The organism is Bradyrhizobium sp. USDA 4451, from assembly GCF_054822585.1.
The window spans coordinates 1,803,637-1,818,532 of the sequence record NZ_JBTRCH010000001.1 but is presented as its reverse complement, the minus strand read 5'-3'; the positions used below and the strand labels follow the sequence as shown (position 1 = coordinate 1,818,532).

Sequence of the window (14,896 nt, the reverse complement as noted above, 5' to 3'; positions counted from 1 at the left end):
CGATGATCGATCGGCGCAATGCATTGAAACTGGCGCTCGGCGGCGCCGCCGTGCTCGCAGCGCCCAGCGTGCGCGCGCAAGATGCAAAACCGCTCACCCGCATCGTGTTCCTCGGCACCAAGGGCGGGCCGCGCGTCGGCAATGGCGCCTCCAATCCCGCCAACCTCGTCGTCGTCAACGACACACCGTTTGTCATTGATTGCGGCATGGGCGTCAGCCGCCAGCTGGTCCGCGCCGGCGTGCCGATCCCGTCAGTGAAGTACATTCTCATCAGCCACCACCATTCCGATCACAATCTGGAATACGGCAATCTGGTCTACAACGCCTGGGCGGCCGGCCTCTCGACGCCGATCCATTCGTTCGGTCCCAAGGGCATCGAGGCGATGACCAAGGAATATTGGGAGCTGAACAAGTTCGATGTCGAGACCCGGATCGAGGACGAAGGCCGGCCCGACCCGCGCAAATTGCTAATCGCGAAGGACATCACCGACGACGGCGTGGTGCTGAAGACGCCTGATGTCACCGTCACCGCCTTCCGCACGCCGCATCCGCCGATCACGGACAATTTCGCCTACAAGTTCGAGACACCGGACGGTGTGATCGTGTTCTCCAGCGACACCGCCTACAATCCGAAGCTCGCTGAGTTTGCTGGGGGTGCCGACGTGCTGGTGCACGAGTGTCTCTATGTCCCCGCGGTCGACCGGCTGGTGGCAAAGACCAAGAACGGCGCGACGCTGAAGAAGCATCTGCTCGATAGTCACACTTCGACCGAAGACGTCGGACGCATCGCCGCCGCCGCCGGCGTCAAGATGCTGGTGCTCAGCCACTTCGTCCCCGGCGACGATCCTCAAGTCACCGACGACGACTGGACCCGCGACGTGAAGACGAATTTCAAGGGCCGGATCGTGGTGGCGAAGGATTTGATGGAGCTGAGATTGCCGGTGTGAGGCGGCGCGGACTCCCTCAACTCGTCATTCGCCGGCGCGCAATGAGAGGCAGAACTCGCGTCCCATATACGCTGTCATCGCCCGGTCTGACCGGCGATCCAGTACGCCGTGGCCCCTCAATTCAAGCACTGGCGTCTCTGGAATACTGGATCACTTCGCGGGTGATGACACCGCGTGTTTGACGTCTTGAATCGAGGATCAACCCCATCGCAGCCCGCGATGCCTGATCTCTCCGACCATCAATTCATTGGTCCCGCGGACCGGTGCGGCGCGCGCTTTCGCTGTTTTGCCGCCGGCGCTGCCGACTCCGGCGTTGCATCCCTGGCCCCGCCGATCCTGCGTAGCGCGGCGTCGGCAGCGCGCTCGCCGCTTTCCCAGGCGCCGTCGACGGTGCCCCACAGGGTCTCGTGCGTGGCTTCTCCCGCGAGATACATCGCGCCGATCGGCTCGGCGAGGATTTTGCGCGAGAATTGCGCGCCGGGTGCCGCCGCCGACATCGCGCCTTGAATGAAGGGCTGTGCATTCCAGCGCGTCACGCTGGTCTGCTTCACGGCACCGCCGACCTCGCTGCCGTAGAGCCTGGTCAGCCATTCCACCGCGAACGCCGACATCGCTTGCTCGCCCTGCGCGGACAAATCGCGGCCGAACGAGCCGGCGACGTCGATCGTGCACAGCGAGGAGCCTGCGATATTGCCGTAGAGCAGCGCAGTCCTGGTCGAATTGCTCTGCTCGATGATGACGTCATCGCGCGACAGCCCGAGCGGATTGCCGGGGATCTGCAATGCGATGCGATCGTAGCTGCCGAGGGTCAGCTTGGCGGCGGCGTCCAGCGCGCGCTTCGGCAGTTCGGGCGCGAACTTGATATTGCCGCCCGCGAGCACGTTGCTCGACACCGTGACGATGGCGGCGCGCGCGGTGATCTTGCCAGATGGCGTCTCGACCATCACGTCGCGATTGCTCCACAGGATACGCTGCGCCGGCGTCGACAACACGAGCGGCAGTCCCTCGCCGAGCTTTGCGATCAGCGCACCGAGCCCTTGCCGGCAGGCGATCGCGGTGTTGCGATCCTGCGCACGCACCTTGTCGACGGCGGAGAGGTCCTTCAGATCCTTGCCGCTGAAATTGGCGCCGAGCAGGAATTCCGCGGTGCCGGCCCAATCGCCGAGATCCTTCGGCATCGCCGCGGCACAGGCGATATCGGCCTTGCGCGAGGCGTCGTCGATGGCGCGATTGGCACGGACCAGCGCCGCCAGAAATTCCTCGGTCTCGCCGGGACGGGCGTAGCGGCGCCCGATGCGAATCTTCTGGCCCGCGGGCGCCGTGACGATGTCGAGGCCGGCGGACCGCGCCAGCCGGATCATCGGATTGGTCTCGGGATTGTGCATCCAGCGCGCGCCGCGGTCGAACGGCACGCCGAAGGTCGACGCATCGGTCTGGCAGCGACCACCGACCTGGCCGGACGCCTCCAGCACGATCACCTTGCGGTTTGCGGCGGCGATCCGCCGCGCTGCGGCGATGCCTGCGGCACCGGCGCCAATCACGACGATGTCGGCCTCGCGCGGCGGCGGCGCAGCAACGGCCCGGCTACCCAGCACCGGCACCAGCGCCAGTCCTGCGGTCGCCGACAGGAAATCGCGGCGGGTCACTGTCATGACTTAGCTTCTGGCATGGTTTCCGGAGACTTGCAGGGAATGGGAACGCTTCGCGAACTGTGCCGCATCTCACCGACCGCAGCAACACTCATGGTGAATCAATCATGATTGATCGGTTGCAGGCATGAACCAAATTGCAACGGCTTACGACCATGATTAAGTCGAACGAAGCGGTCGTAGAACCGCTGGGGGGAATCCATGGGCGTAATGCTCGATACCGTCGGTAAATGGATTGCGGGGTACCTGCAGAAGGAGGTCCCCGGTTACGAACCGTTCACGCCGAGCGATCCGGACCATCTGCGGAGCATCATGCAGCCCGGCGATGTGCTGCTGGTCGAAGGCAACAACCGCATTTCCGGCATCATCAAGTACCTCACGCAATCGACCTGGTCCCATGCCGCGCTGTTCGTCGGACCGATCGACGGTGCGTTCGAGCCTGACGGTGAGCAGCATGTGCTGATCGAGGCCAATATCGGCGAAGGCGTGACCTCCGCGCCGCTATCGAAATATCTGGCCTATCATACCCGCCTCTGCCGTCCGGTCGGACTGTCGTTCGAGGACCGCACCACGGTGTGCCGCTATGCCATCAATCGCATCGGCTTCGGCTACGACACCAAGAACATCGTCGATCTCGCGCGCTATCTGTTTCCGCTGCCGATCCCGCAGCGCTGGCGCCGCCGCATGATCGCGTTCGGCTCCGGCGATCCGACCAAGATCATCTGCTCGGCGTTGATCGCACAGGCGTTCGACGCCGTGCGCTATCCGATCCTGCCCAAGATCACGCGGGCCGCCAGCCGCAAGGCGCGCCGCGAGATCCTGCATATCCGCGACTCCTCGCTCTACATGCCGCGCGACTTCGACATCTCGCCCTATTTCGAAGTCGTCAAACCCACCATCGTGCACGGTTTCGACTACACGGCCCTGCACTGGGCCGACAAGCAGAAGCCGCTCCAGGAGGTAGCCGGCGCATTCGGTGTGTTTCCAGGATCGCCGCCGCTTGTTCCTGAAGCGATTGACGAAGAGACGGCGCTTCCGGTTGCGGAAATGACGACCGCGGCGGCATGACGCGTGCCGCTGGCTGGCTCAACCTGTCGGGCGTCGGCCGCGTCAACCATGATCTTGAATCCGTCTTGGCACTCGGCTTCGTCGTTGAGTTCTCGCGGCTGCATCATTAAAAGCGCGATGAGATTGGATCAAATCGTCATCGCACTTTAGGCCCTTGTTTGAGCATGATCTTTTCGGAAAACCGCTTCGCACTTTTCCGGATCATGCTTTAGAGTGCACGCGCTTCTGTTTTGCCTCATTCGGTAGTTTTACGGTGTTTTCGTTGATCGATTTCTCGGCGATGGCTGTCGCGTCGGAGAAAGACCCGGCGCGGTGGCGCCGTCCGTTCATCAAGTGGCTTGAAGGGATCGAGGCCGGATGGTCGATCCCGCTGCTGCTCGCCTTCTTTATCGCGATCTGGACCGCGTATCTCGTCATCGCCTATCTCGGCGCCGGACTGCATCCGGACGTGCTCGAGACCTGGACGCTCGGCCGTCATCTCGCTTGGGGGTACCCCAAGCATCCGCCGTTGATGGGCTGGATCGCGCGGGGATGGACGGCAGTCTTCCCGCTGATCGATTGGTCGTTGCAATTGATGGCGATGGTCAACGCAGCCGTGGCGCTGTGGGCGGTCGACCTGATCTCGCGCCGCTTCGTCCGCGGCGAGAAGCGGGTGATCGTGTTGCTGCTGGCGATGTTGCTGCCGGTCTATCAATTCCACGCCCAGCGCTTCAACGCCAACACGGTACTGCTGGCCGCATGGCCGCTGGCAACCTATTGCTTCCTGCGCGCATTCGAGGCGCCAAGGCAGCCCGGCTGGGCGATTGCGGCCGGTGCAGCCTGCGCATTCGCCATGCTCGGCAAATATTATTCGATCTTCCTGATCGCGAGCTTCGTGTTCGCTGCCGTGCTGCATCCGGGTCGCCGCCGCTATCTGCTGTCGGCCTCGCCCTGGATCTCGACGCTGACCGGAATACTCGTGCTCGGCCCGCATCTGCACTGGCTCGCCACGACCGGCGCGACCACGTTCGATTATGCGCTCGCGCACGCCGGCGCCGATCGTGTCGCCGCGCTGTGGGAAGTCTCGTACTTCATCATGGGGCTGATCGGGGCCAGCTCGATCGCGGCAATCACCTGGGTGTTCATCGCCGGCCGGCGGCTGGTGCGGCTGCCGGGGGATTTCAGGACGATGAGCCCCGGGCTCCGTTTGCTGCTGCTGGTCGCTATCGGGACCATCCTGTTTCCGGCGATCGTTTCGCTCGCGGTCGGCACCGACCTGCCTTCGCTCTGGGCGGTGCAGGGCCTGTTCCTGTTCATCGTCCTGATCGTGTGCACGACGAGCTATCCGATCGAGCGCTTCTACACGGTCAACCTGACGGTCATGGTGGCAGGGATCGCCGTTCTCGCAGCCGTCGTCGGCGCCCCGCTTCATGCGCTCTACCGCAACATCCACGGTTATGGCGAAGGCCGCGGCTTCTATCACGCGGTCGCAGCGGAGCTGACCGCGCGATGGCACGATGCGGCCGGGACGCCGCTCGCCGCCGTCAGCGGCGACGACGCGCTCGCCTTCGCTGCGGCCTTCTACAGTCCGGATCATCCGTTCTATGCCCGGCCGTTTGCCTATCAGTACACCTGGGGCTTGCCGCGCAAGACCACGCTCGACCGCGGCTGGGCCGCGCTGTGCTTCGCCGACCAGCCGGATTGCCTGAGCTGGATGGCGCGCACCACGTTGCGCGCAACTGACGTCATTCGCTCTGAGTTCGATGCTCAGGCGACGTTGCTGGACAGACCGGGCCAGACTCGGCGGGTGGTGATGCTGATTGTGCCACCCTATCGCGAAGCACCCGCCGTACACCCCGATGTCGAGGACTTCAGCTCGAGCCGCCGCGTGTACGACTGATCAGAACGTTGCCACCAGCGTCAGGCGAACGGCGAGCGGCTCGGCGGGATGCACATGACGGTCGACGACGCCGTCGATCGGTTCGCCGGGCAGCCGCGACAGATAGTAGTATTCGATCTGGTTGGTCTGGGCGTCGAAGAGATTGAGCACATCGAGCTGCAACCGCATCCCGTTGTCGAATTTGTAGCCGGCACGGGCGTTGACGATGAACGATGACAGCGAACGGACGCTGTCGTCCTCGATCAGCGGACGTGGGCCGAAATAGCGGGCGCGCAGGCTGCCGAACCAACCGGTGTCGTGGCCGAAGCTGACGCCGCCGCTGGCGACCCAGCTGGGTGCGCCCGGAATGAAATTGCCGACCGGATCATCGTCGGTGAAGCGGGCGCGGGTATAGGCGAGGTCGAAATCGAGGCTCATCCACGGCAACAGTTTGTACTGGGTGGTCCACTCGACGCCGACCCGCCGGCTCGGCCGGCTCGGCTCGGTGGTGCCGGCATCGCCGACGAACAGCAGCTCGGAATCGAAGTCGAGCACGAACACGGCAAGCGACGAGGTGAGACCGTCGATCGCCCGGGTGCGGATGCCGAGCTCGGCGCCTTTCGAGCGCACCAGTAACGGCACGCGATCGAGCGGCGTGACCTTGTCGTTGGGATCGACCGTGATGGTCGCGCCCCTGATATCATTGGAATGCAGCCCGAAGCCGGCATTGCCGTAGAACTCGGTCTTGGCCCACGGGCCGAGCACAATTCCTGCCTTCGGGCTCGTCATCGCCGCCTGCGCGTTGCCGGAATTCTGCGGCGTGTCACTCAGCACATGCCCGGCAAAATAATCCTCGCGGACGCCGACCGTGGTACGCAGCCAGTCGGTCCAGCGCGCCGTTGTATCGGCCCACAGCGCGAGGCTGCCTTCCTGCACCTGGTCGTTGCGCACGGTGGACAGGATCTCGCGCTGCGCCGTCTTGAACAGACCGACATTGATGTCGTCGTAGCGGGCCTGCACTCCGAACAGGGTCTGGGTCTCGATGCCGGCGATGCGGACATTGGCGGCGTGGCTCGCGTCGAAGCCATAGACGGTGCGTCGGTCGATCTGGCTGAACTGATCGCCATTGACCGGGTCGTCGAGAAAATAGGTGAAGTCGTTGTAAAGCTGCAGCGACGAGCGGATCACATAGGCGTTGAGCTTGGTCCGCCCGTAGTCGCTCGACTGCGCCCAGCTGCCGGACAGGCTGAGGCGGCTCGAGGTGCCGCCATCGGTCGGATCGAGTGAGCCGTAACGGCCGACCAATCCCTGATCGATGGCGCGTTGCGCGAGCTGGTCAGTCGAATTCCAGCCGTTGGAGTAGGCCATCGCAGTCAGCGAGAAGCCGTCGGTTGCGGTGCCCTGGCTGTAGCGCAGGACGCCGTTGAGCTTGCGGATATCGTCGGGCACGTCCCACGGGCCATCGTACTTGTTGGCCTCGAAGGCGGCGAGCAGCGTGCCGTCTCCGACCTTGGTCGAGCCTGCGGCCATCGCGCGCTGGTAGCCGAAGCTGCCGGCGGTCAGCTCCACGATGTTCTTCGAAAGCCGATCGAGATAATTGATGTCGACCGCGCCGGCGGACGCGAAGTCGCCCTTGTCGGCGTAGTACGGACCCTTGCGGACGTCGATCGACTGGATCAGCTCCGGGATCAGGAAGTTGATGTCGGCATAGCCCTGGCCGTGGCCATGGGTCGGCATGTTGACTGGCATGCCGTCGACGGTGATCGCGAGATCGGTGCCGTGGTCGAGGTTGAAGCCACGCAGAAAGTACTGATTGGCTTTGCCTTCGCCGGAATGCTGGGTGACGATCAGGCCCGGCACCACCTCCAGCACTTCGCCGACCCGCGAGACCGGCCGCGCATTCACTTCGTCGCCGCCGATCTGCCGCGCGCTGGCGGCGGTCGGTTGCAGGCTGGAAGACACCGTTGCGGATCCGCCGGTGATTCCATTGCTTGCAGAATTGGCCTGGCTCGGCTGCGCCGCGGCGGGCTTGCGGCCGCTCGCGGCGACATGACGCGGACGCTGCGACGGCTTGGCGCGCTTCGGCGGCGCCTGATCGGGCGACGTCACCGTCACCGGTGGGAGTTGCCCGGGTGCCGCAGCAAGTGTCTGCGCCTCGGCGACCGGTGCGAATGCGGCAATGGATGCGGCGGCCGGAAATATCCGCCATGCAGTACGACGCAACGCCCATGCCCCCGCATGATACCTGTTACAGTCACGCGACGACCGCACCAGTCCAACCAATCCCGGCCAGCGAACGCTAGCAAGCACAGTATGATGTTACAACAAAAATATCATACTGATGCTCAGCAACACGGATAGTCCATGCAACGCATCACCATCACCATCGAGGATGATCTGCTCGCGGAGATCGACGCCGCCGCCGAGGCGCGCGGCTATCAGAACCGCTCCGAGATCATCCGCGACCTCGCGCGCGCCGGTCTGCAGCAGAGCACGGAGGAAGCGCCGTCAGGGCAATGCGTCGCGGCGCTGGTCTATGTCTACGACCACGCCGCGCGCGATCTGTCGAAGCGGCTGGTGCAGAATTTCCACGGCCATCACGACCTGTCGCTGGCGACACTGCATGTCCATCTCGACGACGACAGCTGCATGGAGGTGACGGCGCTGAAAGGACCGAGCGGCGAGGTCCGCCATCTCGCCGACCACGTCATCGCCGAGCGCGGCGTGCGCTACGGCCGCGTCGTGATGATCCCGACCGTCCCCGACAAGAAGCCGCGCAAGCGCGGTCATCGGCACACGCACGATTGAGACTTCGTAGCCCGGATGAAGCGCAGCGCAGTCCGGGATCTTGCGCCCGCGAACGAAGCGTCCCGGATTGCGCTGCGCTCCATCCGGGCTACGGGTCTCCTTACGTCGCCTTGGTGCCGCGCGGCAGGCCGGCGCGGGCGAGGCCGCCATAGAGCTGCTCGTTCGGCATCTCTGATTTCAGGATCGTTCGCACCTCGACCAGGCGATGGAGATCGATGCCGGTCGGAAATCCCTTGCTCTCGCACAGGAAGACGAGGTCTTCGAACACGACATTGCCGGTCGCGCCCGGCGCGAACGGGCAGCCGCCGAGGCCGCCGAGCGAACCGTCGAGCACGCGGGCACCTTCATCGAGCGCAGCGGACGCGTTCGCGATGCCCATGCCGCGGGTGTCGTGCAAATGCACGCAGACCGGCCTGGAGCCGGCGATCTTCACCGCGCCGCGTGTCAATTCGCCGACCGCCTTCGGCCCGGCATAGCCGACGGTATCGGCGATCGCGACCATGTCGACCCCGACCTCGTAGAGCTTCTCGGTGAGGCGCAGCACCTCCTTCGGATCGACCGCGCCGACGATCGAGCAGCCAAGCCCCATCGAGATCGCGGCATTGACGAGCGGCTTGTGCGCAGAGGCGTCACGCAGCTCGCAGAGGCGCTTGATGTTCTCGATCGCCGACTCGCGCGAGCGGTTGGCATTGGCCTGGCTATGCTCCTCCGTCGCCGACACTACCGAGGCGATCTCGGCGACGCCAGACGCCAGCGCCTCGTTGACGCCACGCTCGTTCAACGCCAGCGCGACGCCATGCGCGCCGGGCAGCGATGCGATTGCGGCGACGACGTCGCGGACATCGACGAATTGCGGGAAGGTTTTCGCCGGCAGGAACGAGCCGACTTCGAAATGCCGGACGCCGGCGGCATATTCGTCGCGCACCCAGCGCTGCTTCGCCTCGGTCGACGGGAACGTCTTCACCAGTTGCAGGCCGTCGCGCAGACCGACCTCGCGCAGGCTCACTCTGTCGTTGGGATAGATATCGTGGACACGGGTCATGTCAGCCTCACGCGGCGTTTCCGGTTGATGAGATATTCCGTTGGGCGAGCTCGGCGCGCACCGCATCGGTATCGGCGCCGAGCACCGGCACTGTCAGGCCTTCGCCGATATTGTGGCCGTTCCACTCAACCGGCAGCGCGGGGACGCGGAACGGCTTGCCGTCGGCGTTGACATTGTTGACCAGTCCGCCGGGCCGCAGCACATGCGGATCCCTGAGCAGATCCTCGGGCCGGTTGATCGGCGAGAAACAGATATTGAGCGCGTCGAGCCGCGCGGAAAGGTCGGCCACGTTCCAGCCTTTGATTACCTCGGCCACGCGCGGAAGGATCCGGTCGCGCGCCATGATGCGGTCGGTGGTGGAGCGCAGCGTCGGATCGTCGGCGAGCTCCGCCAGACCGAACTCGCGGCAGAAGCTCTGCCAATGGCCTTCGGTGACGACGCCGATGAAGATGCGGTCGCCATTGGCGGCATCGAAGATGTCGTAGATCGGCCAGGCATGCTCGCGCTCCGGCATCGAGCGCGGCTTGCGCCCGGTCATCTCGTACTCGACCATGTGCTGGGCGACCAGGAACAGGCAGTTCTCGAACAGACCGATGCGGATGTCGGCGCCGTTCCCGTTGCCGCCCCGCTTCTGGTAGAGCGCGGCAAGGATCGAGATCACCCCGAACATGCCGCCCATGATGTCGTTGGCGGAAGAGCCGACGCGCTGCGGCTTGTCGCGCGTGCCGGTCATCGTTGCGAGTCCCGACATCATCTGCACGACCTCGTCGAGCGCCGGGCGATGATCGTAAGGTCCGGAGAGAAAGCCCTTGTGGCCGGCGATGATCAGGTGCGGATATTTCGCACGCAACTCATCTGCGCCGAGCCCCTGCTTGTCGAGCTGGCCGTCGCGAAAATTCTCCAGAAACACGTCGGCGCCGGCGAGCAGCTGGTGCATCGTGTCGCGATCGTCCGCCTTGGCGAGATCGAGCACGACGCTGCGCTTGCCACGGTTGAACAGCGGGAAGAACGAGACGCCCATGCCGCCGAGCGAGCGGGTCTTGTCACCTGCGGGGGGTTCGACCTTGATCACCTCGGCGCCGAGCTGCGCCAGGATCATGCCGCAGGTCGGCCCCATCACCATGTGGGTCATCTCGACGACCCTCACGCCTTCCAGCGGCAGTCCGCTCCCGGTCATCGGTTTCTCCGTGCTCGTTGCGCTCGTTTTGAGTGGTTTGGCGCAGGTTAGGCTTCCGCACGCTATCTGAAAAATATAATCTGTCGAATAGTGCATTCGTCGTTCTAGAACGCTGAGCCAGCATGGATTCGCGCCAGCTTCGTTACTTCATCGCGGTCTACGAGCAGCGCAACCTGTCGCGGGCCGCAGATCAGGCCAATGTCGCGCAATCCGCGCTCAGCCACCACATCGCCAATCTGGAAGCGGAATTCGCCACGCCGCTGTTCGAGCGCAAGCCGCGCGGCATGGAACCGACCGCGGCGGGCGAGCGGCTCTATGAACATGCCCGCATCATCCTGCGCGCGATGGCGGCGGCCGAGCGCGAGATCAAGGACGGCGGCAGCGCGATCGCCGGCGACATCTCGATCGGCATGGCCAATTCGGCGATGAAGGCGATCGGCGTGCCGCTGATGCGGACCGTGCTGACGAAATATCCCAACCTGAAGCTGTCGCTGACCGAGAGCCTGTCGGGTGCGACGCTGCTGCATCTGATGAGCTCCGAGGTCGATCTCGCGCTGGTCTACAACCCGCCCTCGGAAAAGGACCTGATCGCCGAGCCCGTGCTGGAGGAGCAGATGTTCTGCGTCGGCACCGAGAAGCTGATCGGCAAGAAGGCACCAATCAGCTTCGAGGAGGTCGCGCAGCTGCCGCTGATCCTGTTGCGGCATGGGCTGTCGGCGCGTGCGCTGCTGGACGATCCGGTGCCGCTGAAGCGGCTGGAAGCCAACGCAATCATGCACCTCAATTCCACCAGCGGTATGATCGGCGCGTTGACCGCGGGCCTCGGCTGCACGATCGCGACGACGCATTTCGTCAAGGAGCCGTTGAAGGCCCGGCTGCTGGTCGCCCGCGAGGTGGTCGAACCGAAGCTGACCCGCACGCTTTATCTCTGCCGCTTGCGCAACCGCCCGATGACCTACGTCATGGAGGAAATGTGCCGGCTGATCCGCGCCCTGATCGCAGACCAGGTGGGCCGTGGCGACTGGGAGGCGACGCTTCTGATCTAGAATCGCGCGTGTCGGATAGCCCCATCGAAAATATCGAACGATCCCTTCGATATGTTCGTCTGGATTTCTGGCTCCCGGCTGCCAAACATGGCCGAACCGGTACGCCTTCCCAAGAAAGGCTGCCGCCAGCGCACCTGGGGAGGAGCGGAATGAGCGCCGTCGATGTCGGCTCTGCGATCGATCTTGCCACGACGACAAGCAGGCCCGACGAGATCTCGCGACGGCTCGAGGCGCTGCCTGCGTCCGGTTATGTCTGGCGGCTGGTGATCCTGCTCTCGCTCGGCGGCTGCTTTGAGATCTACGACCTGTTCTTCACAGGTTACATCGCGCCGGGCCTCGCCCGCAGCGGGCTGATGACCACGACGACGCAGGCCTTCTTCGGCTTTTCCGGGATCGGCGCCTTCGTCGCGGCGACCTTTGCCGGCCTGTTCATCGGCACCTTCTGCCTCGGCTTTCTCGCCGATCACTACGGGCGCAAGGCCGTCTTCACATATTCGCTGCTGTTCTACAGCGCGGCGTCGGTGATCATGGCGTGCCAGACCACACCGGGCGGCCTGCTGCTATGGCGCTTCATCGCCGGAATCGGGATCGGCATCGAGGTCATCACCATCGATGCCTACATCACCGAGCTGGTGCCGAGCTGGATGCGCGGCCGGGCGTTTGCGATCAACCAGGCGGTGATGCTGTCGGCAGTCCCGATCGTCGTCGCACTGTCGTGGTGGCTGGTGCCGCTCTCGCCCCACGGCATCGACGGCTGGCGCTGGGTGGCGCTGATCGGCGCCGCCGCCAGCATGATCATCTGGGTCCTGCGGCTCTACGTGCCGGAAAGCCCACTCTGGCTTGCCCGCCACGGCCGTGCAGCCGAGGCCGAAAAAATCATGCGGACCCTCGAGGGCCGCATCAGGCACCACGACACCGCGACCTGCCTCAACGGCTACGACCATGCCGGCACGCGCGGCGATCGAAACCGGCTATGCCGACCTGTTCCGGCCGCCTTATGCTTCGCTCGTCGTGCTCTTCATGATCTTCAACCTGTGCCAGGCGTTCGGCGTCTACGGCTTCTCCAACTGGGTTCCGGCGCTGCTGGTCGAGAAGGGCATCAACGTCACCAAGAGCCTGCAATATTCCTTCATCATCGCGGTCGCCTATCCGCTGGCGCCGCTGCTGGCCGCAACCTTCGCCGACCGCCTCGAACGCAAATGGATCATTTGCGGCGCGGCCGCAGCGATCTCGGTGTTCGGCCTCGCCTTCGCGCAGCTCACCGAACCGGTGCTGCTGATTGCGAGCGGCGTGCTGGTGACCGGCGCCAACATGACGCTGTCCTACGCCTATCATGCCTACCAGACCGAGGTGTTCCCGACCGCGATCCGGGCCCGCGCGGCGGGCCTCGTCTATTCGATGAGCCGGCTCAGCGCGACCTTCTCCGGCTTCATCGTGGCGTTCATGTTGAAGGAGGCCGGCGTCATCGGGGTGTTCGGCCTGATCACCGCCGCGATGGTGATCGTGATCATTGCCATTGGTGTCTGGGGACCCCACGTCCGCGGCAAGCCGCTCGACGCCTAGAACCTTTCGGCACTTGCCGAAGCCATAATGGGTGGCTACCTCTCGCACGTCCACTTGCCAGAGGTAACCCGGTCGTGTTCGACGCCGCCGTCAAGGCGCTTTCGCAAATCCTGTCGCCGCCGATGCGCAGCATCCTGTGGCGCTCGATCGGGCTTGCGCTGGTGCTGATCACCGTGCTGGCAATCGGATTGCAGCGGCTGCTGAGCTGGCTTGCCGATGCCGGCGAGGTCTGGGCAGAAGGCATGCTCGGCCCCAATTTCCATTCCACGCTGCATGTGCTGTCCTGGATCATCTCGATCTCGGCCGGCCTCGGCGTCGTGCTCGGTGGCATCTTCCTGATGCCCGCGATCACCTCGCTGGTGGCCAGCCTGTTCGTCGACGATGTCGCCGACCATGTCGAGCGCGAGCATTATCCGGCCGACCATCCCGGCGTGGCGCTGCCGGTCACGCTCGCGACCATCGAGGGTATCAAGACGGCGCTGCTGACCATCCTGGTCTATCTGGTCGCCCTGCCGTTCGTGCTGTTCGCGGGCGCGGGCTTCATCATCTTCTTCATCGCGACCGCGTGGCTGCTCGGCCGCGAATATTTCGAGCTCGTGGCGATGCGGTTCCGCTCGCCTGATGACGCCAAGGCGATGCGCAAGGAGAATGCGGCGACCGTGTTCACCGCCGGCCTGTTCATCGCGGCCTTCGTCTCGATCCCGATCGTCAATCTGGCGACGCCATTGTTCGGCATGGCCTTCATGGTGCACATGTACAAGCGGCTGTCAGGCCCGCGCCGCGAATTGATCGAGCCGGACCGGCGTCAGGGAATCTCGATGCGGTGATCGGCGCGGTGAGGTCGACTCCAGACCGATCCTGCGCATCACATTCTTCACGAAGCCAGGCGGCACATGCGCGCGTGATCAAAGGCGGCCAGGAGCCGTCAATGCTCAGACGGTCTTCTCCGGCCACCGGCAGAGATCATTGATCAGACATACTTCGCAGCGCGGCCCGCGGGCGAGGCAGGTATAACGGCCATGCAGGATCAGCCAGTGATGGGCGTGCAGCATGAACTCGGTCGGGATCACCTTCTCCAACCCGAGCTCGACCTCGAGCGGCGTCTTGCCCGGCGCCAGACCGGTGCGGTTGCCGACGCGAAAGACATGGGTGTCGACTGCCATCGTGCGCTCACCGAACGCCATGTTGAGCACGACGTTCGCGGTTTTGCGGCCGGCACCGGGCAATGATTCGATTTCGGCGCGGGTGCGCGGCACCTCGCTGCCGAATTCGGCAATCAGCTTTTCGGACAGCGCGATGACATTCCTGGCCTTGTTGCGATAGAGCCCGATGGTCTTGATGTAGTCGCGCAGCCTGTCTTCGCCGAGCTCAACCATCTTCTCCGGCGTGTCGGCGACCTCAAACAGCGGCCGGGTTGCCTTGTTGACGCCGGCATCGGTCGCCTGCGCCGACAGCACCACCGCAACCAGCAGCGTGTAGGGGTTGAGATGTTCGAGCTCGCCCTTCGGCTCCGGATTGGCTTTGCGGAACCGGTCGAAGACCTCGTAGACCTCCTCCGCCGTCCATGGCTTTGGCTTGGCGACCTTCCTGGCGGCCTTGGTCGCCGGCTTCTTTGCCGCGCGTTTGGACAGCGGCTTTGCCGCTTTCGCGGCCTTCTTCTTGGGCGCGGACCGAACGCTTGGCGTGCTGACGCGTTGTGAGCGGATGATTTTGGCCATGAACGGGATATACTGATACG

The 14,896-nt window shown here is 64.4% G+C and carries 12 protein-coding genes and 1 pseudogene; 8 read left to right on the top strand and 5 right to left on the bottom strand.

Annotated features, from left to right (window positions below; translation table 11 throughout):
* The first annotated feature begins 2 nt into the window (after window positions 1–2).
* Window positions 3–947 carry an MBL fold metallo-hydrolase gene (locus ACVMB0_RS08375; RefSeq protein WP_461345903.1) on the top strand — a complete coding sequence of 315 codons (945 nt, stop codon included), beginning with the start codon at window positions 3–5 and terminating at the stop codon, window positions 945–947.
* Between the two features lie 239 nt (window positions 948–1,186).
* On the opposite strand, the gene ACVMB0_RS08370 is transcribed toward ACVMB0_RS08375, so the two are convergent.
* The gene (locus tag ACVMB0_RS08370) at window positions 1,187–2,599 is read right to left on the bottom strand and encodes a flavin monoamine oxidase family protein (RefSeq protein WP_461345902.1); all 1,413 of its coding nucleotides are present in this window, start codon (window positions 2,597–2,599) and stop codon (window positions 1,187–1,189) included.
* Between the two features lie 198 nt (window positions 2,600–2,797).
* Here ACVMB0_RS08370 and ACVMB0_RS08365 point away from each other — a divergent pair, with 198 nt between their 5' ends.
* Both ACVMB0_RS08365 and ACVMB0_RS08360 read left to right on the top strand, forming a co-directional pair.
* Window positions 2,798–3,664, top strand: coding sequence for a YiiX/YebB-like N1pC/P60 family cysteine hydrolase (locus tag ACVMB0_RS08365; protein ID WP_456751302.1), 867 nt, complete (start codon window positions 2,798–2,800; stop codon window positions 3,662–3,664).
* Window positions 3,665–3,944: 280 nt separating this feature from the next.
* Window positions 3,945–5,543 carry a glycosyltransferase family 39 protein gene (locus ACVMB0_RS08360; protein WP_461345901.1) on the top strand — a complete coding sequence of 533 codons (1,599 nt, stop codon included), beginning with the start codon at window positions 3,945–3,947 and terminating at the stop codon, window positions 5,541–5,543.
* Here the strand turns inward: ACVMB0_RS08360 and ACVMB0_RS08355 are convergent, their stop codons facing one another.
* The gene (locus tag ACVMB0_RS08355) at window positions 5,544–7,745 is read right to left on the bottom strand and encodes a TonB-dependent receptor (RefSeq protein WP_461345900.1); all 2,202 of its coding nucleotides are present in this window, start codon (window positions 7,743–7,745) and stop codon (window positions 5,544–5,546) included. It lies immediately after the preceding gene.
* A gap of 141 nt (window positions 7,746–7,886) precedes the next feature.
* Here ACVMB0_RS08355 and nikR point away from each other — a divergent pair, with 141 nt between their 5' ends.
* Window positions 7,887–8,330 (top strand): nickel-responsive transcriptional regulator NikR, encoded by a 444-nt coding sequence (gene nikR, locus ACVMB0_RS08350; protein ID WP_461345899.1) that lies wholly within the window; start codon window positions 7,887–7,889, stop codon window positions 8,328–8,330.
* 100 nt (window positions 8,331–8,430) lie between these two features.
* Here nikR and ACVMB0_RS08345 read toward each other — a convergent pair whose 3' ends face one another.
* Both ACVMB0_RS08345 and ACVMB0_RS08340 read right to left on the bottom strand, forming a co-directional pair.
* Window positions 8,431–9,372, bottom strand: a complete 942-nt coding sequence (locus tag ACVMB0_RS08345; protein WP_461345898.1) for a beta/alpha barrel domain-containing protein — start codon at window positions 9,370–9,372, stop codon at window positions 8,431–8,433.
* 7 nt (window positions 9,373–9,379) lie between these two features.
* On the bottom strand, window positions 9,380–10,549 hold the full coding sequence (locus tag ACVMB0_RS08340) for a CaiB/BaiF CoA transferase family protein (protein WP_461345897.1): 1,170 nt from the start codon (window positions 10,547–10,549) through the stop codon (window positions 9,380–9,382).
* A gap of 122 nt (window positions 10,550–10,671) precedes the next feature.
* Between ACVMB0_RS08340 and ACVMB0_RS08335 the strand changes: the two genes are divergently transcribed.
* From ACVMB0_RS08335 to ACVMB0_RS08320, 4 genes and pseudogenes are all read left to right on the top strand, one after another.
* Window positions 10,672–11,595 carry a LysR family transcriptional regulator gene (locus tag ACVMB0_RS08335; protein WP_456751308.1) on the top strand — a complete coding sequence of 308 codons (924 nt, stop codon included), beginning with the start codon at window positions 10,672–10,674 and terminating at the stop codon, window positions 11,593–11,595.
* Between the two features lie 149 nt (window positions 11,596–11,744).
* Window positions 11,745–12,434, top strand: a pseudogene (locus ACVMB0_RS08330) (MFS transporter); the annotation flags it as partial.
* Window positions 12,435–12,537: 103 nt separating this feature from the next.
* Window positions 12,538–13,158: an MFS transporter gene (locus ACVMB0_RS08325; protein WP_461349619.1), complete on the top strand. Its 621-nt coding sequence runs from the start codon at window positions 12,538–12,540 to the stop codon at window positions 13,156–13,158.
* 74 nt (window positions 13,159–13,232) lie between these two features.
* On the top strand, window positions 13,233–13,985 hold the full coding sequence (locus ACVMB0_RS08320; RefSeq protein WP_456751310.1) for a sulfate transporter family protein: 753 nt from the start codon (window positions 13,233–13,235) through the stop codon (window positions 13,983–13,985).
* A gap of 105 nt (window positions 13,986–14,090) precedes the next feature.
* On the opposite strand, the gene nth is transcribed toward ACVMB0_RS08320, so the two are convergent.
* Window positions 14,091–14,876, bottom strand: a complete 786-nt coding sequence (gene nth / locus ACVMB0_RS08315; RefSeq protein ID WP_456751311.1) for an endonuclease III — start codon at window positions 14,874–14,876, stop codon at window positions 14,091–14,093.
* Window positions 14,877–14,896 lie beyond the last annotated feature (20 nt).